This window comes from Thiomonas sp. TH-17 (assembly GCF_057473305.1).
The window spans coordinates 1-19,732 of sequence record NZ_JBYCKI010000014.1 but is presented as its reverse complement, the minus strand read 5'-3'; the positions used below and the strand labels follow the sequence as shown (position 1 = coordinate 19,732).

Annotated in this window: 17 protein-coding genes and 1 pseudogene; 10 read left to right on the top strand and 8 right to left on the bottom strand. The window is 66.0% G+C overall.

Going from position 1 to position 19,732, the window contains the following annotated elements; genetic code table 11:
• The 10 genes from AC2VLV_RS01105 to AC2VLV_RS01060 all read left to right on the top strand — a co-directional run.
• The coding region (locus tag AC2VLV_RS01105; RefSeq protein WP_486988249.1) for an FHIPEP family type III secretion protein at positions 1-938 on the top strand (938 nt) is incomplete at its 5' end.
• 17 nt (positions 939-955) lie between these two features.
• Entirely contained in the window at positions 956-2,344 is a 1,389-nt protein-coding gene (gene flhF, locus AC2VLV_RS01100) for a flagellar biosynthesis GTPase FlhF (RefSeq protein WP_486988248.1), read from the top strand.
• Between the two features lie 20 nt (positions 2,345-2,364).
• Entirely contained in the window at positions 2,365-3,213 is an 849-nt protein-coding gene (locus AC2VLV_RS01095) for a MinD/ParA family protein (RefSeq protein WP_486988247.1), read from the top strand.
• Positions 3,214-3,248: 35 nt separating this feature from the next.
• Positions 3,249-4,001 (top strand): FliA/WhiG family RNA polymerase sigma factor, encoded by a 753-nt coding sequence (locus tag AC2VLV_RS01090; RefSeq protein ID WP_276706548.1) that lies wholly within the window; start codon positions 3,249-3,251, stop codon positions 3,999-4,001.
• A gap of 23 nt (positions 4,002-4,024) precedes the next feature.
• The gene (locus tag AC2VLV_RS01085) at positions 4,025-4,768 is read left to right on the top strand and encodes a flagellar motor protein (RefSeq protein WP_486988246.1); all 744 of its coding nucleotides are present in this window, start codon (positions 4,025-4,027) and stop codon (positions 4,766-4,768) included.
• Between the two features lie 48 nt (positions 4,769-4,816).
• Positions 4,817-5,032, top strand: coding sequence for a hypothetical protein (locus tag AC2VLV_RS01080; RefSeq protein WP_486988245.1), 216 nt, complete (start codon positions 4,817-4,819; stop codon positions 5,030-5,032).
• Positions 5,033-5,060: 28 nt separating this feature from the next.
• On the top strand, positions 5,061-5,516 hold the full coding sequence (locus AC2VLV_RS01075) for a DUF2802 domain-containing protein (protein WP_486988244.1): 456 nt from the start codon (positions 5,061-5,063) through the stop codon (positions 5,514-5,516).
• A 16-nt stretch (positions 5,517-5,532) separates the two neighbouring features.
• Positions 5,533-6,789 carry a flagellar hook-length control protein FliK gene (fliK, locus tag AC2VLV_RS01070; RefSeq protein ID WP_486988243.1) on the top strand — a complete coding sequence of 419 codons (1,257 nt, stop codon included), beginning with the start codon at positions 5,533-5,535 and terminating at the stop codon, positions 6,787-6,789.
• Complete coding sequence (locus tag AC2VLV_RS01065; RefSeq protein WP_486988242.1) at positions 6,786-7,112, top strand: EscU/YscU/HrcU family type III secretion system export apparatus switch protein; 327 nt, start codon at positions 6,786-6,788, stop codon at positions 7,110-7,112. Before fliK ends, AC2VLV_RS01065 begins: the two co-directional genes overlap by 4 nt.
• Before the next feature lie 106 nt (positions 7,113-7,218).
• Complete coding sequence (locus AC2VLV_RS01060; protein WP_486988241.1) at positions 7,219-8,859, top strand: GGDEF domain-containing protein; 1,641 nt, start codon at positions 7,219-7,221, stop codon at positions 8,857-8,859.
• 62 nt (positions 8,860-8,921) lie between these two features.
• Here the strand turns inward: AC2VLV_RS01060 and AC2VLV_RS01055 are convergent, their stop codons facing one another.
• The 8 genes and pseudogenes from AC2VLV_RS01055 to AC2VLV_RS01020 all read right to left on the bottom strand — a co-directional run.
• Entirely contained in the window at positions 8,922-9,419 is a 498-nt protein-coding gene (locus tag AC2VLV_RS01055; protein WP_486988240.1) for a GNAT family N-acetyltransferase, read from the bottom strand.
• Positions 9,416-9,697, bottom strand: a complete 282-nt coding sequence (locus AC2VLV_RS01050) for a type II toxin-antitoxin system TacA family antitoxin (RefSeq protein ID WP_486988239.1) — start codon at positions 9,695-9,697, stop codon at positions 9,416-9,418. Before AC2VLV_RS01050 ends, AC2VLV_RS01055 begins: the two co-directional genes overlap by 4 nt.
• 136 nt (positions 9,698-9,833) lie before the next feature.
• Positions 9,834-14,318 (bottom strand): EAL domain-containing protein, encoded by a 4,485-nt coding sequence (locus AC2VLV_RS01045; protein WP_486988238.1) that lies wholly within the window; start codon positions 14,316-14,318, stop codon positions 9,834-9,836.
• Positions 14,319-14,446: 128 nt separating this feature from the next.
• Positions 14,447-15,958 carry a methyl-accepting chemotaxis protein gene (locus AC2VLV_RS01040; RefSeq protein ID WP_486988237.1) on the bottom strand — a complete coding sequence of 504 codons (1,512 nt, stop codon included), beginning with the start codon at positions 15,956-15,958 and terminating at the stop codon, positions 14,447-14,449.
• Positions 15,959-16,009: 51 nt separating this feature from the next.
• Positions 16,010-16,975, bottom strand: coding sequence for a chemotaxis protein (locus tag AC2VLV_RS01035; RefSeq protein WP_486988236.1), 966 nt, complete (start codon positions 16,973-16,975; stop codon positions 16,010-16,012).
• A 30-nt stretch (positions 16,976-17,005) separates the two neighbouring features.
• Positions 17,006-18,451, bottom strand: coding sequence for a methyl-accepting chemotaxis protein (locus AC2VLV_RS01030; RefSeq protein WP_486988235.1), 1,446 nt, complete (start codon positions 18,449-18,451; stop codon positions 17,006-17,008).
• A 34-nt stretch (positions 18,452-18,485) separates the two neighbouring features.
• Positions 18,486-18,845, bottom strand: coding sequence for a CZB domain-containing protein (locus tag AC2VLV_RS01025; RefSeq protein ID WP_486988250.1), 360 nt, complete (start codon positions 18,843-18,845; stop codon positions 18,486-18,488).
• A 66-nt stretch (positions 18,846-18,911) separates the two neighbouring features.
• A pseudogene (locus AC2VLV_RS01020) lies at positions 18,912-19,256 on the bottom strand (methyl-accepting chemotaxis protein); the annotation flags it as partial.
• Positions 19,257-19,732: the final 476 nt, after the last annotated feature.

Here is a 19,732-nt window from a genome sequence, read left to right as displayed (position 1 = left end):
TGCTCGGGCGCATCCGTGGCGTGCGCAAAAAATTCGCGCAGGAGATGGGCTTCCTCGTCGCCTCGGTGCACATCCGCGACAACCTCGAATTGCGGCCCGGCGGCTATCGCATCGCCCTCAAGGGGGTGGACGTGGGCAGCGGCGAAATCTTCCCCGATCTGCTCATGGCCATCAACCCCGGGCAGGTGATGGGCGATCTGCAGGGCACGCCCACCAAAGACCCGGCCTTCGGCCTGCCCGCGGTGTGGATCAACAAAGAGCAGCGCGACCGTGCGCAGGCGCTGGGCTATACCGTGGTCGATCCCAGCACGGTGTTGGCCACCCATTTGCACCACCTGCTGCAAACCCATGCGGCCGAACTGCTCGGGCGCGAAGAAGTCGAAGGGCTGCTGGCGCATCTGTCCAAGCGGTCGCCCAAACTGGTTGAAGATCTGGTGCCCAAACTCATTTCCGCCGACCGGCTGCGCAAGGTGCTGCAGAACCTGCTGACCGAGGGCGTGCCCATCCGCGACATGCGAACCATTGCCGAAGTGCTGGCCGAGCATGCCGCGCAGGTGAACGACACCGACGAGCTCACCGCCCGTGTGCGGCTGGCGCTGGGCGCCTACATCGTGCAAAGTCTGTCGCCCAATGGGCAGGAACTCTCTGCCGCGGTGCTCGACGGCCAGCTGGAACAGATTCTGCTTTCCAGCCTGCGCGCCGACCCGCAGCAGGCCTCGGTCGAACCCGGGCTGGCGCAGCGCCTGATGGACAAGGCGCGCGATTTGATGCAGCGTATGGAAGCGCAGGGCGCGACCGGCGTGCTGTTGGTGAGCGCGCCGCTGCGGCAGTTTCTGGCCCGGCTGCTGGCGCGCAGCGCGCCGCGGCTGCGGGTGCTGTCCTATGCTGAAATTCCCGACCAGAAACAGGTCAAGGTCACCGCCACGCTGGGGGCGTAAATGCTGGAGTCTGAATCGTGAAAATCAAACGCTATACCGGAACGAATACCCGCGAGGTGCTCACCCGCATCCGCAACGATCTCGGCGCCGATGCGGTGATCCTGTCGAATCGGGAAATCGTCGGCGGTGTCGAATTAATGGCGGCGGTCGACTTCGATGCCAGCCGGTTTCCGTCGGAAGAGCATGAGCCCGATGCGGCGGCGGCGTCCGTTTCCCAGCCGCCGGTCATGGAAACTGCGCCTGCATCGACGCCCATGCCGACCACGGCGCAGCCCCGGACCGTCGTCGAGCAGATGCCCAGGCCGTCGCCGCAGCCAACGGATTTGCCTCTGCCCGCCGTGGCGCGAGTTGTACCGGCCGCGCCGCCGCGCGCAGCCGAGCCAGCTTCTGCGCCGACCTCCATTTCGCTGGAAGAAAAGGATGCTGCGGTGCTGGGCGCGATACGCCCTTCGCAGGCAACATCCGGCGCACCGCCTCGCTCGGCGCACTCGGCAGCGCGTCCCGAGCCGAAGGACGAACTTGGCGCCATGCGCCACGAATTGCAGGATCTGCGGCAATGGATGCAATCGCAGATGTCAGGTCTGGCCGACGCCGGGCCGCTCACCCCCGTGGGCGAGCAGTTGCAGGCCTTGGGCTTTTCCACCGCGCGGGCGCGGCAGTTGGGCAGCCAGGCGCTGAACCTGCGCGGCGCGCTGGCCGCGTATCTCGGCAAGGGCTTGCAGGTGGCGGCCGACCCGGTGTCGGCGGCCGGCATCTATGCCCTGGTGGGGCCGACGGGCGCTGGAAAAACCACCACCATCGCCAAGCTCGCCGCGCGCCTGGTGCTGCGCCACGGCACCGGGGCGGTTGCGCTGATCACCACCGACACCTACCGCATTGGCGGCGTGGAACAACTCAAGATCTACGGCCGCATTCTGGGCGTGCCCGTGGCGGTGGCGCGCGACGGCGAGGAGTTGCAGCAGCACCTGCGCGACTTCGCCGACCGGCGCTATGTGCTGATCGACAGCATCGGCCTGAGCCCGCGCGACGCGCGGATGGCCGAGCAGATGCAATGGCTGCAGGCGCTGGGCGAAAGCGTCACCCGCCTGCTGGTGGTGGGCGCCGGGCTGGCGCCTTCGGCCTATGCCGAGCTGTGGTCGCTGTACCGCCGTCTGCCCGTGGCGGCGGCCATTCTCACCAAGCTCGACGAGAGTCCGAGCTTCGGCGCCGCGCTGCAATGGCTGGTGGAAAGCAGCGTGCCGCTCTGGTTCTACACCGACGGTCAGCGCGTGCCGGAAGACCTTCATGTGCCGTCGCTGGCTAAGATCACGGCTTTGCTGGAACACGACCCCGTGACCCGTTTCGACTCCGCCCCTGCTCCGCTATCCGCCGCCGCTGTTGGTGCGATAACCGCCCGCTCCGCTTGACCCGACAGAAAGACGCCATCATGGATCAAGCCGAAGGACTACGCCGCCTGCAGCGCCCCCCGACCAAGGTCATCACCGTCGCCAGCGGCAAGGGCGGGGTGGGCAAGACCAATGTGGTCGCCAATCTGGCCATCACCCTGGCGCGCAGCGGCCAGCGCGTGATGGTGTTCGATGCCGACCTGGGTCTGGGCAATATCGACATCCTGCTGGGCCTCACGCCGCGCTACAACATCAGCCATGTGCTGTCGGGCGAGAAGCAGCTCAGCGACGTGCTGGTGCGCGGCCCGCAAGACATTCTGGTGCTGCCCGCCTCCAGCGGCGTGGCCGGTATGGCGTCGCTCGACGTCGCCACCCAGTCGCGGTTGATCGATGCGGTGAGCACGCTCGACATTCCGCTCGACTATCTGCTGGTCGATTGCGCCGCGGGCATCGCGGGCGACGTGCTCACTTTCAGCCGCGCCGCGCAAGACCTCATCGTGGTGCTGAACAACGAGCCCGCCTCGGTGGCCGATGCTTACGCGCTTATCAAGGTGCTGAGCAAGCAATACGGCCTCAAACGCTTTCACCTGCTGCCGAACATGGTGCGCGATGCGCGCGAGGGGCAGGCGCTGTTCGCCAAGATCACCGGCGTGGCTGATCGCTACCTCGACGTGTCGCTCGATCTGGTCGGCAGCATTCCGCTGGACGCGTCGCTGCGCGCGGCAGTGCGCAGCCAGCGCGCCGTGGTCGAGTCCGCACCGCAGAGCGCGTCCGCCGTCGCCTTTGCCGCGCTGGCCTCACGGGTGAAAAACTGGCCGCTGCCACACGGACCGAGCGGTCGCATCGAATTCTTCATGCAGCAGTGGCTGCGGGCAGAGCAGGCCGCCTGAGGGCGCGCAGCTCCGTAGACGCGGCTCCCGATCGGATGAAACCCGGCCTCTATCCCGCCCCCGAAACCCGCGAGGAGCGCCTGAGCAAGCACCTGCCCATGGTGCGGCGCATTGCGGGCCAGATGGCGGCGCAACTGCCGGCCTCGGTCGATTTCTCCGATCTGGAACAGGCGGGCATGATCGGCCTGTGGGACGCGCTCGACCGCGGCGAAATGCAGTCGCCGGCGCAGTTCGCCACCTACGCGGCCATTCGCATCCGCGGCGCGATTTATGACGAACTGCGCAAGCTCGACTGGCTGCCGCGCCGCAGCCGCGCCAAAGAGCGCCAGATCGAGCGCGCCGAGCAATTGCTCACGCAGCGCCTGGGGCGCCATCCGGAAGACGGCGAACTCGCTGCGCATCTGGGCTGGGAACTGGCCGAGTATTACGACGCGCTGGCCGAGACCAGCATGCAACTGGTCTACCTCGAAGATCTCACGCACGACGACGGCGGCGATTACGCCGACCGCAAGGCCGACGAAGCCAGCCTGCTGCCCGAAGAGCTGTTGCAGGACGCCGAGCTCGAACGCGATCTGCAGGCCGCCATTGCCGATCTGCCCGAGCGCGAGAAGCTGGTGCTGTCGTTGTATTACCAGGAAGACCTGCAGCTCAAAGACATCGGCCGCGTGCTCGAAGTGAGCGAATCGCGGGTCAGCCAGCTCATGAAGCAGGCGGTCATGCGACTGCGCGCGCGGCTGCAGGCGCATCAGCATTCAGCCAGCGGTGCGGGCCGCCGCGCTGCGCCATAACAAAACAGGGACGGGGATTTTTCATGGATATTTTGACCATAGTCGGCGTCGTGGTCGCGCTCGGTTCCATCTTGCTGGGGCAGATGCTCGAAGGCGGGCACATCAGCTCCATCATCCAGGGAACGGCCTTTCTCATCGTGATGGGCGGCACCACGGGCGCCGTCATGCTGCAATTTCCGCTCAAGGTGTTCATTCGTTCGCTCAAGATGTTGCCCTGGATGGTGCTGCCGCCCAAAGGCGACCCGCAGGAGACGATCAAGCAGATTCTGGAATGGAGCGACACCGCGCGTAAAAACGGTCTGCTCGCACTCGAAGCCGTGGTCGAGTCGGTGCCCGATCCGTTCGTGAAGAAAGGGCTGCAGATGCTGGTGGACGGCACCGATCCCGAAAAAATCCGCTCCACACTCGAGCAGGAAATCGGCGCCGTCGAGCATCACGATACGCAGGCCGCCAAGGTGTATGAATCGTCGGGCGGCTATTCCCCCACCGTCGGCATTCTGGGCGCCGTGCTCGGCCTGATTCACGTGATGGAAAACCTGGCCGACCCCAGCAAGCTCGGCGGCGGCATTGCCGTGGCCTTCGTCGCCACGGTGTATGGCGTGGGCGCGGCCAACCTGTTTTTCCTGCCGGTGGCCAACAAGCTCAAGAGCATCGTGCACAATCGCGCCAAATTGCAGGAGATGCAGGTGGACGGCCTGGTGGCCATCGCCGAGGGCGAAAATCCCCGCATCATCGAAGGTCGGCTGCAGAGTTACTTTGCACACTGAAGTCTGCAGACTTGATCTGCATCCGGCACAGTCTGGCAGGAGGTGAAGATGGACGATGCGACGATCAACCCGGTGAGCCCCTACGACCCGGTCTCGCGCCTGCCCGATGGCGGCGGGCGGGGGCGGCGCGATTCCCCTGATCGCCAGCCGTCCGCCAGTCGTTCCCCCTCGGGCTCGGCGCGCCCTGCCGCGCCAGACGCCGCCCCGACCCAGGCGCCCGATCCCGACGCCACTCGGGGCCGGCATATCGACGACCGCGCCTGACCTACCTTTCTCCGATCCTCGCGCCGCCATGACCCTCATCCTTCTCGTTTTCGCCGCGCTGATCGTGGCGCTGCAGATTGCACTGACCTTCACCCTCAAGCGCATGCTCGACCTGCTGGCGGCAACGCGCGATGAGGTTCATAGCCTGCAGCTGCGCGTGCAGACCTTGGAGCAGGAGCGCGATGCCGCCACCCCGCCGCCTTCGGCGCTGTTCACCCTGACGCCGCGCCCAGAAGCCGTCGTTCCTCCAACCACTCCCTCGCCGCCCTCCGAACCGCCGCCAGCTGCTGCGCCCAGCCCCGCCGAGCCCACCGACCTGCCCGTGCTCCACGAACCCGCCGCCGCGACTTCTACCGACGCCGTGGGCGCGCAGGTGCGCGCCCTGGCCCGCCAGGGCATGCCTGTGCGCGAGATTGCCGAACGTTGCGGCCTGAGCGAGGCCGAGGCAGAGCTCATCATCAGCCTGCGCCAAGAGCCGGTCTGACACTGTCTGACACTAAATGAGCCCGGCGCAAATCCTCGGCGGCGTTCCGTCGGTCATGCCCGCCGGGGGGACGGGCGCTGCCCGGGCCGAACCGACGGCCTTCGCCGCCGCTCCGGGCACCGCGTTCGAGGCCGAGGTGGTTCAGGTGCAGACCGGCACGCCCGCTGCGGCCAACCTGGCGACAGCGGCGGCGGATGGGCGGGCGCAAACGCAGGTTTTGCTGCGGCTGGGCAACGCCCTGGTGAACGCCACTCTGCCCGGAGCCGCGCCCCAGGTCGGCGCGCGCCTGCCGCTGATTTACCTGGGATCGCAGGGCGGCCAGCCGCAATTTCTGCTCGCGCCGCAGCAGGCGGCGCAGGCAGCCGCCCAGTCGCAGTTGTCCGGCCCGGGGCAGTTGCTCGGTCTGCTGCAACAAATGCAGGCGTCTGCCAGCGCGTCTGCCGCGAATGCCGCCGCGGGCGCCAGCGCGAATGCCGGCATTCAGGGGGCAGATGCCCGCGCCGCGACGGCTGCAGCCGCGCCGGTCTGGTCCAACCCGGCCCAGCCGCCCCAGCAGGCCGCGCAACTGCTGACCGGCGCGCTGAGCAACAGCGGCCTGTTTTACGAAAGCCATCTGGGCGCCTGGGCGCAGGGGCAGCAGCCTCTTTCGACCTTGCTGACGCAGCCGCAGGGCAAGCTCTCGCCCTTGCTGCAAAACGCCACGGCAACGCCTCCCCCATCTTCTGAATCTACCGCCCAGGCGGGGCATGGCGCCCAGCCCAGTGCAGCGCCCGCGACAACGCCTTTCACGCAGACTGCATCGGCCCCGCGCCATGCGGCCCTGGTGGCTTACCAGACCGTCCAGGCGGGGCCGCAGGCGGCGAGCGATCCGGCCGCATTGGCCGCGCGCCTGCCCGCTGAATTGCATGGCGTGGTGCAGCAGCAGTTGCAGACGCTGATGCAAGGGCAGATCGTCTGGGAAGGGCTGTTATGGCCCGGCCAAACGGCGCGCTGGAGCCTGCGGCCCGACCCCGAAGACAGCAGCCGTCGGCAGGGTGCGGCCGCCGAGCGCTCATGGAGCACCCAGGTCGAACTTGAACTGCCGCAGCTGGGTCAGGTGCAGGCGCGTCTGCAGCTCAACGGCAGCCGCGTCGATCTGCTGCTGCGGCGCGGCCCGCAGGCGCAGGAGCGCATCGACGCGGCGCTGCCCCAATTGCGCGCGGCGTTGCAGTCAGCCGGGCTGGAGATCGGTGGCGTGCAGCTTGGCCTCTTTTCCGCTGGAGAGCAGACTTGAGTGCCGAGCAGCCAACCAAGCCGCCGCAGCGCGCTGAACTGCGGCAGGCCGTCGCCCTGCGTTATGACGCCGATGCCGCGGGCGCGCCGGAAGTCGTCGCCAAGGGGCAGGGTCTGGTGGCTGAAGCCATCATCAACCGGGCGAAGGAGGCGGGAGTGTATGTCCACGAGTCGCCACAGTTGGTGCAGCTACTCATGGCGGTCGATCTCGATACTCAAATTCCCCCGGCGCTCTACACCGCCGTGGCGGAGTTGCTCGCCTGGCTCTGGCGGCTGGAAGCGGGCGGCGAGCAGAAAGACTCACCGGCTTTACATTTGTCTTGACCCGGCTGCAATACGATTCAACCCGCCTGTGAGCGCCCGTGTAGGGGCAAAGCCCCGCCTAATGGACAATCTGGGTTCAATTCAAACCACATTCACACTGATTCACATGGCCACCATTTCCGACCAGGCGCGCGCCACCCTCAAGCGCTTGCTCGAACTCAAGCTGCAGCCCACACCGGACAATTACCGCCGCGTTTTTGAAGGACTGCAGAATGGCGCAGCGGTTTCCACCGAAGAGCCGTCGCCGGAATGCCCCGATTGGACTCGTGCGCTGCCCCGGCTGCTTGAGCAATGGGAGCGCTCGCAAAGCGGGTTGTCGCAGTTGCAAAAACGCCAGCAGCTCGACCGTCTCGCCGCCTTGCCTTCAGCGCAGGCCCAGTGGCGCGAGTTGGAGCAACTGTTAGAGCGCTGGAGTGCACTGCCCGCGCGCAGCGGCAGTCAAAGCGCGTCCACCCCCATTGAAACCCGTGACGACGCTGCGAACCGTGAAGGCGGCGAGTGGCGCGAGCTTTGGCTGCAAACCCTCAAATTTGGCGTGCGCCCGTTTTGCGCACACGACACCGCGCGGCGCCTGCTGCGCGAGTTGATGGCGGCGGCAGAAAACTCCAAACAGGCGGCTGACCTGGGCACGCAGGCGCGCGAAGTCTGGCTGGCCATCGACCGCGAGCAAACCACCGAAGACGCGGTGCGCAACGGTCTGACCGAACTGGCGCGGCTGTTGCTCGATCATCTCGGCGATCTGGTGCCGCAGGCCTGGGTGGGCGTGCAGGCCACGGCGATCCGCGAACAATTGCAGACGCCGCTCGCCCCCGAAAGCATCGAATCGGCGCAAAACGCCGTGCGCGATCTACTGGTGCGTCACAGTGTGCTGCGCAAGAGCGAAGACGACGCGCACCACACCGCCAAGGCGCTGATCGATCTGCTGGTGCGCAAGCTGGGCGACTACGCCGCCGAGGGCGGCGAATACAACCAGCGCATGGAAGCCCGGCTGGAGCAATTGCAGAGCAGCCGCGAGTGGGACGAAATCCGCGAGCTGGTGCAGGACGTGCTCGACGACAGCCGCACTATGCAGCAGCGCAGCGGCGAGCTCGGCGTGCATCTGGCCGAGGCGCAGCGCCAGGCGCAGGCGGCGCAAGAGCGCATCCGCTCGCTCGAAGGCGAGCTGGAGCAGGTCAGCCAGCAATTGCAGGAAGACCCGCTCACCGGCGCGCTCAACCGCCGCGGGCTGGATGCGGAATTCGTTCGCATGCAGTCGCGCATGGTGCGCCAGGGCCAGCCCCTCACCCTGGCGCTGCTCGATCTCGATCACTTCAAATTGGTGAACGACACCCACGGCCACGATACCGGCGACGCCGTGCTCAAGGCGCTGGTGGCGCTGGCCAAACGGCTGATCCGGCCGAACGACCGCGTGGCGCGCATGGGGGGCGAGGAATTCATGCTCATCCTGCCCGACACGCCGGTGCAGCAGTCGCTCGTCGTCGTGCAGCGGCTTCTGCTTGCGTTCAGCGATCAGACCCTGGTGCAGGACAGTACGGGGCGGCGCATTCCCCTGAGTTTCAGCGCCGGGGTGGCCGAACTGTGCGCGGGCGAAGACTTCGCCGCGATCTATCAGCGCGTGGACGCTGCGCTGATGCAGGCCAAGCAGGCGGGGCGCAAACGCGTGGAATTCGCCGTCCCCTGCGATGGCGCCAAGGCCGGAGGCAGCCTGCCCAAGAGCGCGCTGCGATTCTTCGCACTGCGGGGATAAGTTTCTCGGCCTCGCTGGGGGCGCCCCAGAAAATGCAATGCAAAGTACGCCGGAGGCGCGTTTCAAAAGCGCTGGACGGCCGACAGCGGCAGGAACAGGGTAAGTGGCGAGTCCGGCAAGGCCATGAAGCCGTGATGCCGGTAGAAAGCCGCTGCCGCCTCGCCTTTGGCGTCCACTATCAGGGCAAAGGCGGCAATCTCCGAACGGGCGGCACGGTCGAGCGCGTCAGCCAATAGCGCACCGCCAAGACCTTGCCCCTTGAATGCCTGATCAACCGCCAAGCGGCCCATACGAACGGCGGGCACGGTCGGATAGCGCGGCAGCCTCTTGCCGGTGCTGGCCGGAAGATCGGCCAGCAGCAGGCTTGCCGATGCCAAGGTGTAGTAGCCCGCGATACGCGGCCCGTCCGCCAAGGCCACGAAACAGGCGGCTACACGACGGCGTATGTCCTGGTTGACTTGCTCTCGCAGGTAGCGATTCAGCGGCTCGGAATCACTGTTGAACGCGGCGCGGTCATGCCCGGCATCGAGCGGTGCGAGCCGGAACGAGGCGCGGCTCATTCAGTGCGCAAGAGCTTGGTGCGACGGGTAAAGGCGCGCTCCAAAGCTGGGGCCGGTTTCGGCGGCGACAGCAGCGCTTGCGCGAAACATTCCTGATCGGCCAGAGACAGACGGATGACTTCGGCTTGCTCGATGGCGCGCTGCGCGGCGTCTTGGACGGCGGACACCACGAAATCGGTCATGGTGCGCCCCTGAAGTTCGGCGGCACGCTTGAGCATCGAATGCAGATCGGTGCTGATTCGGGCTTCGAGACGGGCGGTAGAAATTGCAGCGGGCATGAATTTATCCTCCGGGCTCAATCATACGGCAATATGCCGTACAAACCAAGGCGGAATTTTCGGTGGTTAAGGCCGACTTCAAACTCTGTTTTCTGAGGCGCCCCATTACTCAAGTTGCCCGTATGACGGATAGCTTTCAATCGGCCCTGTTGCGTTCCGCATTTTCGCGCACCCATTGCTGTGCGCGCTGGCCCAGGCGGGTTTGGGGCGACGAGGCCTGGGTGAGCCAGCGGAAGGTTTGCAGCCAGGCGGGCACGTCGGCGGCTGCCATCGGCCGCGCCAGGGCGTAGCCCTGACCATAATCAGCGCCCAGTAGCGCAGCCACCTCCACCAGCGCCGGGGTTTCCAGCCCTTCGACCACCACTTTCAGGCCGAGCGCCTGGGTCATGTGAACCAAGGCGCCGATGAAGCCGATCATGCCGTCCGCCTCGGCTTCAGCTTCGGAGGGAATCTGCCGCACCAGGCCCTGGTCGATTTTCACCGTGTCGAACGGCAGGGTGCGCAGCCGCAGCAGACTGCTGTAGCCGCTGCCCAGATCGTCCATCACCAGCCGCGCGCCAGTGGCGGACAGGCTGCGCACCGCACGGTCGCGCTCGGCGTCGTTCTGGAAGTCGGCGTCTTCCAGTATTTCCAGCCGCAGCCGATCAGGCGCGATGTGCCGGGCGCGCAGCGCGTCGGCCACCCAGCGGGCGCATTCGGGCATGAGCAAGACTTCGAGCGGCAGGTTGATGGACAGATCGAGGCGCTGACCGGCGCCGTCCCATTGGGCCAGTTGGTTCAGCGCCTGCTCCAACCCGAGGGTGAACAGGCGGGTGAGCTCGGAGGCGCCGAAGGAGGGCAGGAACTGGCCGGGGCCGATCAGCCGCCCGTCTTCGAGCCGCAACCGGGCCAGGGCTTCCATGGCGGTGGGCAGTCCGCTGTGCAGATCGACCAGGGGCTGATAGTGCATTTCCAGACCGCCGCTGAACAGGCGGTGGCGCCAGGCGCGGCGGTCCTGCAGGGGCAGGGGGGCGGCTTCGCGCCGGGTCATCAGGCCGTAAAGCCCGCGCTCGAAGAGTTGTTCGATGCCGCGCAGAAAGCTGTGCATGCTCTGCGTTTCGAACTGCCCGGGGTAACGCCCGTACAGCCCCATGACGGCGAGCATGCGGCCGCGGTTGTCTTTCACCGGCACGGCGGCTGAACTGCGCACGCCGACGCTGTGCGCCACCGCGCGCCAGGGCGCCATGCGCGGATCGGTGACATAGCTGGCGTTGGTCTCGATCTGCTCGCTGCGCCAGCAGCGCGGGTGCGGGGTGAGCCCGAAGGGGCTTTGCGGGTCGATGTCGAGATTGGCCATGGCCACCGCATCGAGCGCTTGCCAGTAGTCGTCAAATGCGCCCGCGGTGAACTCGGGGATGAAGTGCCCCTGCGCGTCGGGCTTGTAGATCACCGTGGCCGCCATGCCGGGCAGGGCGGTGACCGATTCGAGCACGGTGTGAGCCAGATCGGCCCATTGGGTCAGTTCGGGCTGCATCTGCTCCAGCCCGAACAGCATCTGCTGATATTGCTCGCGCTGCGCCTGCGCCCCTTCGCTCTGCCACTGCAGCTCGCGCTGCAGGCGCGCAGTGCTCACCTGAGCCAGCACGGCGCGATCGCCGCTGCGCACCGGGGCTTCGCCCAGCAGGTCGTGCAGGCTTTGCAAATACCAGCTGAAACTGTTGACCAGCGCCCCGGTGCTGACCCCCACCAGCGCGTGAATCGCTCCCGTGTGCCGCGCTTGTTCCTGATGGGTTTCAGCCGATAAATCGGGGTGCAGGATTTGCAGCAAGCGGGCATGCTGCTGGCGGCGCAAATGGACGGCTTCTTCCGGCGAGAGGGCAGCGAGCAGCGCGGCCGATTCCGGGTCCTGGCCCAGGGTGGAATAGAAGCGCTCGACGAAGGTCTCGGCGTTGCGCTCCAGCAGATCGCCAATCAGGCCCAGCAGACGGCGGGCGGTTTCTCCGTAGGGGTCGATATGAATGGGCAAGTCGGCGGGTTTTCCGGCGGCCTGCTCCAGGCCATCGCCCCAGACCTGCCACCAGCTGGTGCGGTCGGCCTTGTGCGCCTTGCTGGCGTAAAGCGCGGCATCGGCGTGGCGCAGCAGCACCTCGGCCTGCGCCTCGTCGGCCGGGTAAAGCGTCACGCCCAGGCTCATGCCCACCTTGGCCAGAACGCCGTCGCCGAGGTCGAACGGCGTTTCGACGGCGCCGTGAATGCGGTCGAGCACGATGGGCAGATCGCTGGCCTGCGCCACGCCTTCGAGCACCAGCACGAACTCGTCGCCCCCCAGCCGCGCCACCAGATCGGTCTCGCGCACGGCGGTCTTCAGGCGCTCGCCCAGTTGACGCAGAAGCTGGTCGCCCGCGGCGTGGCCATAGGTGTCGTTGACCGGCTTGAAATCATCGAGATCCATCACCCCGACGGCCAGCAGATTCTTGTGGCGGCGTGCCCGGGCCATGGCCAGCGGCATATGGTGTTCGAGGGCAAGGCGGTTCGGCAGGCCGGTGAGGGCGTCGTGGCGGGCGAGGTGACGCTGCTGCGCCTGCTCGGCTTCCAGATCGGCCTTGAGGTCGATTTCGCCCAGCGCCTGCTCGATCAGCTTGTCCACCCGGCGCAGCAGGCCGTGCAGGCCTTCGTCCAGATCGTCGCCGTTGAACAGCACCAGCACCAGCGCCGCCCAGCGCCCGCCGTTGCGGCGCAGCGGCAAGGCCAGGGCGAGCTGTTGCCAGCCCGGCAGGGCGTACTCGGCCCAGGGTTGCAGCAGGGGCGAGTGCGGGTCGGTCTCTTGCGCTTCTTCCGAGGTGTGCCAGGCGCGGGCCAGGGCGTGGGTTTGGTTGGATCTGACCGTCAGCGGCGGCGATTGGGCGTTGAGCGTGTCCAGCGCATTCCCCCCGGCAGCGAGCGGGTGCACGCGCTCGTGCACATCGGGCTGGGCGACCCACACCGCGGCGAACAGGCCGGTTTCGAGCAGGCGGGTACAGGCGCTCTCCAGCACTTCGGCGTCGTTGCGCGCGCTGATCAAAATGTCGATCTGCGCCATCACCCCGCGCACCAGTTCCTGCTGGCGCTGGCGGCTTTCGCGCTCTTTGCGTTCGGCTTCGGCCAGTTGCAGACGATCGAGCCCGCGCCCCAGACTGCGCGCGAGTTCTTCGAGCAGATTGCGCTGATCTCGGGTGATGCGCGCGTGGCTGTCGCGGTAAATGCTGAACACCGCGTAGAGCCGGCTTTGCCGCAGCACGGGCAGGGCGGCCATGGTGCGCAGACCGAACTGCCTCATGCGCCCCACCCAGGGCACCAGCACTTGGGCGGATGTTTTGTCGTGCACATAAATGGGATCAGCGCCGCGCCAGACCCTGCCGAAAGGCCCCTGGCCGCTGGTCTGATCGGCATGGATGGAGAGCGACAAGCCGTCGAGATAGGCGGTCTTGCCGGCGGCGGCGAGCACCTTGGCCTGCCCGCTGCCATCGGGCTGGCCGATCCAGGCCAGTTGCATGCCTCCGGCGTCTGCGCTGATATCGCAGATGCGCTGGAACAGCGTGGTTTCATCCGGGGCTTCGGCCACCACCTGGTTGGCTTGCGCCAGCGCGGCATTGATCTGGGCCAGCCGGTGCTGGCGCTCCAAACTGCGGTTGATCAGCAAGCCGCCGAACAGTTGCATCAGCAGCAACAGCGCCCAGCCTGTCAGCATGGGCCAGGTCTGGCGCCACCACAGCCCGGTGAGCGCGCTGGCCGGCAGGCTGGTGAAGGCGACGACCGAATGCGCGCCCAGGCGTTGCCAGGCGCCCAGGGTGCTGGCGCCGCCGACCGACTGCACCGGCCCCAGAAAAGTGCCATGCGTCTGCTCGGGATGTGCGGTGATCAAGCGCGCGAGCACCCCGCGCGCCGGTGCTTTCTCCAGCGCGGCCCGGGTATGCGCTAGTGGCGCAGGAAGCCGCGCGAGCAGATGGCCGTCACTGCGCAGCAGGCCCACTGCCGGCACCCAGCGGCCTTTGCCGTCGAAGCCTGACAAAGTATGTTGAAGATTTTGCAGCGCCCGCTCCAGCCCCACATCGAAAATCAGCATGACCTCGGGACGTGATACGCCTTTGTGCAAGGTCAGCGCGCAGCGGGCCGGGGTGATGCGCTGCTTGGTATCCAGCGGATCGGGCTGCGCCAGGCCGATCTGAATACGGCCTGGCGCGGACAAGGCCTGCTGAAAACCCGGCGAGGCAGAAAAGGCGGCGCTGGCCTGCGGCGGCGCCGCACGGCTCGGTTGCAGTGCCAGCACATCGCCTGTTTGCGAGACCAGGGAAACGCCGTCGATGAACGGCATCAGCGCGCTCATCTCGCTCAGCCAGGGTGCAGGCAACTCCAGCAAGCCGGGGTTGTCGTGCAATTGTCGCTGCGCCACGGTGCAAGTGGTCTGAAGCTGGTCGTAGCGCTGATTCATCGCGTCGGCCCAGAACGCGGCCTCGCTTTGCAGAATCTGCTCGATGCCGTTGCGGTTGCGCTCCCAGCTCACCCAAAGCACCACGCCAATGGCCGCAGCCAGCAACAAATTGGCGATGAGCACTGCAATCAGGATGCGGCGTCGGTCGGTCTGGAAACGGGTGTTGTGAGGCATGCGATGAGCCGGTAAATACAGCCCGGCATTACAACACCACGCGCGCGGTGATCAAGGAGCCCCCGCCCGCGAAAAGAGGGGCAACTACGGAAAAAATGACAAAGCGCAGGGGGATCAGACGACAGATTTCAAATAAACGCCAGCCGCACAGCACCCCAGTGACGGCCGCCCACGTTCACCGGGCGCGAAAGCTCCTGCATGATCTCGCCGGTATCGCGGGCATAGACCTGCAGCAGATAGGGGTTGGTGTTTTGCGCGGCGGCCAGACCCACCGGGTCGTTGAACAGGCGCATGGAGCGGTTGCCCGCCAGGTCGGTGGCGTAGTCGCCGGTCAGCGGGCGGTCGAACACGCTGTTGTGCGCTGCGGCGTAGCCGTTGCGGTCCACCAGCAGCGTAAAACGGTATTGCTCGCTCTTGCCCAGCCAGGCATCTTCGATGGGCTGGATGCGGTTTTTGACGAATTCGGTGAAGGCCGTGCGGAATTTCTGCGGGTTGGTGCCGGGCACCGGCTCGTACTTTTCGTCCCACAGCGCCTGCTCGGTGAGCGCGCCGCTGGCCAGCGCCTGGCCAAGTGCGGTCTCGATCTCTTTGCAAACGGCGTCGAGGTCGCGCATCACCTGGCTGGTTTTCGAGGCGGTGACGAATTGCGTGGCCGCCTCGAACAAGGTCTGGCTGGCGTTGAGCGACTGCTGCACTTCATCGGCAATGCGCTCGCTGGTGGCGATGGTCTGGTTGGCGCTGGCCTGTACCGTGCTGGACAGTGCGGCAAACTGGCCGCTAATGGCGCGCACGGCGTCCACCTCGTGACCGAGCTGGGTGTAAACCTTGTTCACGCCGGAATTCATCGCCTCGATGTTGCTGGCGATGTCCTGGAAATTGGCCGACATGGCCGTGGCCAATGCTTTGCCGCTGTCCATCTGGTTGGCGAACTGCGTGGTCGATTGCGTGACCACCTGCAGGCTGCGGCTGACTTCTGCAGCGAAGGTGGCGATGCTTTGCACCGATTGCTGCGTGTTCATCGCCAGCTTGCGGATCTCTTCGGCCACCACGGCAAAACCGCGCCCGGCCTCGCCCACGCGGGCGGCTTCGATATTGGCGTTGAGCGCCAGCAGGCTGGTTTTTTGCGCGATGTCCTTGATGACCTGCGTGACCGCGGTGACTTGCGCAAAACCCTTGCCGAGCGCCTGAATTTCGGTCTGGTTCCGGCTTGTGGTCTGCGCCAGTTGCTCGAACACCGCATTGGCCTCATGCGCCTCGCGCGCACCGCGCGTGCTCAACAGGGTGATGCTTTGCGAATCGGCCCGCAACGCCTCGGTCTGGCCCTGCACCCCGACGATGCCGCGCACGAAGGTCTCCAGGCTTTCGCCCATGGCGCCGATGCGCTCGGTCTGCTCCTTCGCATGCCTTTGCGCGTGCTGCGTGGCGGTGCGCGCTTCGAAGCTGATGCGCGCAATGCCGTAGGCCACCCCGGTGGCGTTGTGCGTGGTGGTATCGACCAGATGCGTGACCAGGGCGAGAAATTCGTCCAGGCCCACGCCGCACCCTTGGGGCGCCGCTTGCCGCAGGTCCACCGGGCGCTGGGTGAGCAAGTGCTGCAGAAATTCCGCCGGGGAGGTGCTGCTGGTTTCTTCTGAGGACATGGTGGGCGTGGTATCCATCGGTCAATCCGCTTGAATGAAAAACGAGCGCGTTCAGGCGTGCGCGGCGATTGCCTTGCGGATGGTCTGCGCCAGTTCGTCGGCGACGAACTTCGCCACATAGGCATCGGCGCCCACACTGCGCGCGTGGTCTTCATTGGCCGAGCCCGACAGCGAGGAGTGGATGACCACCGGAATGTTCTTGAAGCGCTCGTCCTGCTTGATGTGGCGGGTGAGGGTGAAGCCGTCCATCTCGGGCATTTCCAGGTCGGTGAGCACGAGCTGCACCTTGTCTTCAACCCGCTTACCTTCGGCACGCGCCTCATTCGCCAGGGTTTGCAGGCGCTCCCAGGCTTCCTTGCCGGTTTTGGTGCTGACGAAGGGCGCGTTCAACGCCTGCAAGGCCTTCTCGATCTGCGTGCGAGCCACGAAAGAATCGTCAGCCGTGAGAATGACCGCGCCGGGCTTGAGCCCCAGCGCCGGGCCCATATTGTGGGTGTCTTTCACCTCATGCACGCGCGAGGGCAGGACGTCGCGCAGCACCTTTTCCACGTCGAGCACCAGCGCCAGCCGGGTGGTCTGATCGTCTTCCAGCCGGGCGATGCTGGTGACCATGCCGCCGACCGCATTGGCCTCGGCCGACAGCACCTTGCTCCATTCCAGCCGCACGATTTCTTCCACCTCTTCCACCGCGAAGCCCTGCACCGAGCGCTCGTACTCGGTGACCACCAGAATGTTCAGCCCGGTCTTGGGGACGCAGCCGACCACGGCCGGCAGATCGATGACGGGGATGATCTGGCCGCGGATATTGGCCACGCCCAGCACATGCTTGGGCGCACCGGGCATGACGGTGACCTGCGGCATCACCAGCGCCTCACGCACCTTGAACACGTTGATGCCGAACAGCTCGCGCCGCGACGATTGCGGCTCTTCGCCAAGGCGAAACAGCAGCAGTTCAAATTTGTTGGTGCCGGCGAGGTTGGAACGCTCGTCGACTTCTTGCAAGACGTTGGAATTCATGGTGGGGTCCTGTGGGCTGCAATGAATGAATCAGGGAATCTGGCGCATCAGCGCTTCCAGACGGTCGGTGATGGTGTCGCTCAAGGCTTCCAGCCGGGTAGCCAGCTCGGTGGTGCGCGCGGTGTTGTCGGTGCGGATGGCTTCGACCAGTGCCTGGCCGGTGCGGTGCACGTCCTGGTGAACGGAATCGACGCCGACAAAGCCGGCGTCGCTGCCGAAGTAGCCCGCCCCCGCGCCGAAGTACCACTTGCCGAAGAAGCAGCCGTGGAAATTCGACACATCCATATCGATCTTCTCTTGCTTCTGCGCCGCGGTGAGGAGCTGGCCGATCCACTGGTAGTGCATGGCCAGCGAAACCCGCAGGGTGACGGCGGTATCGGGCCATTTCGACACGGCGGTGACGCCGGTCTTGAGCTGCTCGCGCGAGGTGCGGATGAGGGTCATCATGGCCTCGAAGCGTTGCACCAGCACCTGCATCAGCGCGGCGGCCTGTTCGGCATCCTGCCGCTGGCGGTCGGCGTCGCTGACCAGTTGGCGCATCAGCCCGGTCTGCTCGGCGGTGACGGTGCGAACCTTGCCGAGCATGGATTTGACCTCGGCCAAGGTCTCGCCGGTATTGGTGACCAGCGCGCCGACGCGCTGCACCCGTTGCACCGAGCGGGCCATATCCACCCCGACATCGGACGACTGGTCGCGCAGGCTGTGGGTGAGGTCTTCGATTTCGTGGGTGATGCGGGCGGTCTTGCGCGCCAGGTTGCGCACCTCGTCGGCGACCACGGCAAAGCCGCGTCCATGCTCGCCGGCTCTAGCGGCTTCGATGGCGGCGTTCAGCGCCAGCAGATTGGTCTGCGAGGCGATTTCGCTGATGCCCGCAGTCAGCGCTTCCACCGAACGCACGGCATCGACAAAGCCGGTGAGCTTGGTTTCGGTGTTGGAAATGAAACGCGACACATCGGCCACTTCTTCAAGCGTGGTGGTGATGGCTTTTTCGCTGTGCTCGACTGAGGTATGGGTGGCTTCCACGCCGCTCTGTAGATCGTCGAGCTGGGTTTGCGCGGTGTGGGTTTGCAGTGCGGCGCTTTGCAGCCGTGCCGCCATATCGCCCACCCGCTGCGACAGGCCGTGGATGTCGTGATCGAAGCCGGCGGTGCGGCTTTCGGCGAACGCGAGCGACTGCGTGGTGGTGCGCAGCGCGTCCACGCCGTGCAGCAACATCTGCCGCACGCCGCCGAGCTTCTGCGCCCAATCGTCGGCGTCGATCAGGTCGATGTCGCGCAGCGCGCTATCGCCGCGGCCGCTGATCAAATCGAGCACGGCTTGCAGCACGCGCTCGCGGTCTTCGCGCACGCGCTCCAGTAACCCACCGGGGGGTGTGGCGACGACGGCTTGTGCCGCAGGAAGGTTGGCAATGTGCATCGCTGATGCGTCTTGCGGCCCATCAGAGCGGGTTGCGGCTTCCGGTGTGGCGAGTTCCATTTGGCGTCTCGGTTGTGAGTGGCGAGCGCTGGTTTCAGCCGGCCTTGCTCTGGCTCTCGATGGCTTCGCTCAGCACTTGCAGACGGTCGATGATCAGGTCTTCCTGATCGCTGAGTGAGCTGGAAAGACGCGCCACCTGATCGCGCTGACCGCCGTGCACGGCTTCGAGCAGTTGCTTCGCGGTGGCGTGAATCTGCGCATGCGGCGCTTCGAGCGCGCGGAAGGCGGAGAGGCCGCCAAACGTCGCCAGGCCCTGGCTGTCGTACCACTTGCCCAGACGGCAGTTGTGGTGATCGCTCACTTCCGTGGGGAGCTTGGCCTGTTTGTCTTTCGAGACTTCAGCCAGGATGTGATTGACAAAGTCTTTGTGATCTTCCTGCGCCGACTGCAGCATCATGCGCGTGGCGTTGCTCTGCATATTGCTGACCTGGTTGTTCATGCGCACCACGACCGACTGCACCAGATCGAGCTCCTTGCCCGAGCTGGCACTGGTGGTGGCGATGTCGTGCGCCTGCTGGCCGATGGCGGTGGTGTTTTCTTCCACCTCGGCGGTGGCGACCTGCACCCGGCGCGCCAGATTGCGCACCTCGTCGGCCACCACGGCGAAACCGCGGCCATGCTCGCCGGCGCGAGCAGCCTCGATGGCGGCGTTGAGCGCGAGCAGATTGGTCTGGTAAGAGATTTCGCGGATATTGCGCACGATGGCGCTGATGGCGTTGACCTGTTCTTGCAGGTGCGCCACCGCGGCGCCATTGCCGTTGATGGCGCGGCCCACATTGCCAATGGCGGTATCCACCGAGGTCATGGACTGGCCGATGTCGCCGGCCGCGCTGTTGAGGGTGCTGACCACTTCCTTGAGGCGGTCGCTCACGGCGCTGACGTCTTTGAGGTGTGACACATCGCGCCAGCTGGCGTGAAAGGCGATGACCTGGCCTTCCGGGTTGCGCACCGCAACGAACACCAGCGAGAACACCACTTTGCCCACGGGCATTTCCTGCACATGCTTGTCCAGGCTACCGTCGGCCAGACGTCGCAGGATGGCGCGGATGCGCTCCGGGTCTTTGTGGAATTGGTGAATGGAGTGGTGCAGGGCGTTGCGCACGTCGGCACCACGCAGCGCGCCGTTGAGCGTGGCGTGAAACCGCTCCATGGTTTCGCGCGCGGTGCGGTTCATGTAGAACACGCCGTTTTCCATGGCGGCGTCGGCCTCGGCCAGCATTTCCAGGCTGTCGAGCGGTTCCAGAGCTTGTTGCAGATAGTGGAGGGCGGTGGCGTCCATGA

What these genes read in the sequence shown, in the direction of transcription:
- AC2VLV_RS01085 (WP_486988246.1), top strand. Translation starts at nt 4,025, where the DNA reads ATGGATATTTTGACCATAGTCGGCGTCGTGGTCGCGCTCGGTTCCATC.
- AC2VLV_RS01090 (WP_276706548.1), top strand. Translation starts at nt 3,249, where the DNA reads ATGAAACCCGGCCTCTATCCCGCCCCCGAAACCCGCGAGGAGCGCCTG.
- AC2VLV_RS01075 (WP_486988244.1), top strand. Translation starts at nt 5,061, where the DNA reads ATGACCCTCATCCTTCTCGTTTTCGCCGCGCTGATCGTGGCGCTGCAG.
- AC2VLV_RS01095 (WP_486988247.1), top strand. Translation starts at nt 2,365, where the DNA reads ATGGATCAAGCCGAAGGACTACGCCGCCTGCAGCGCCCCCCGACCAAG.
- AC2VLV_RS01050 (WP_486988239.1), bottom strand. Translation starts at nt 9,697, where the DNA reads ATGCCCGCTGCAATTTCTACCGCCCGTCTCGAAGCCCGAATCAGCACC.
- AC2VLV_RS01080 (WP_486988245.1), top strand. Translation starts at nt 4,817, where the DNA reads ATGGACGATGCGACGATCAACCCGGTGAGCCCCTACGACCCGGTCTCG.
- AC2VLV_RS01030 (WP_486988235.1), bottom strand. Translation starts at nt 18,451, where the DNA reads ATGGAACTCGCCACACCGGAAGCCGCAACCCGCTCTGATGGGCCGCAA.
- AC2VLV_RS01025 (WP_486988250.1), bottom strand. Translation starts at nt 18,845, where the DNA reads ATGCTGCAGTCGGCGCAGGAAGATCACAAAGACTTTGTCAATCACATC.
- AC2VLV_RS01040 (WP_486988237.1), bottom strand. Translation starts at nt 15,958, where the DNA reads ATGTCCTCAGAAGAAACCAGCAGCACCTCCCCGGCGGAATTTCTGCAG.
- AC2VLV_RS01060 (WP_486988241.1), top strand. Translation starts at nt 7,219, where the DNA reads ATGGCCACCATTTCCGACCAGGCGCGCGCCACCCTCAAGCGCTTGCTC.
- AC2VLV_RS01045 (WP_486988238.1), bottom strand. Translation starts at nt 14,318, where the DNA reads ATGCCTCACAACACCCGTTTCCAGACCGACCGACGCCGCATCCTGATT.
- fliK (WP_486988243.1), top strand. Translation starts at nt 5,533, where the DNA reads ATGAGCCCGGCGCAAATCCTCGGCGGCGTTCCGTCGGTCATGCCCGCC.
- AC2VLV_RS01055 (WP_486988240.1), bottom strand. Translation starts at nt 9,419, where the DNA reads ATGAGCCGCGCCTCGTTCCGGCTCGCACCGCTCGATGCCGGGCATGAC.
- AC2VLV_RS01035 (WP_486988236.1), bottom strand. Translation starts at nt 16,975, where the DNA reads ATGAATTCCAACGTCTTGCAAGAAGTCGACGAGCGTTCCAACCTCGCC.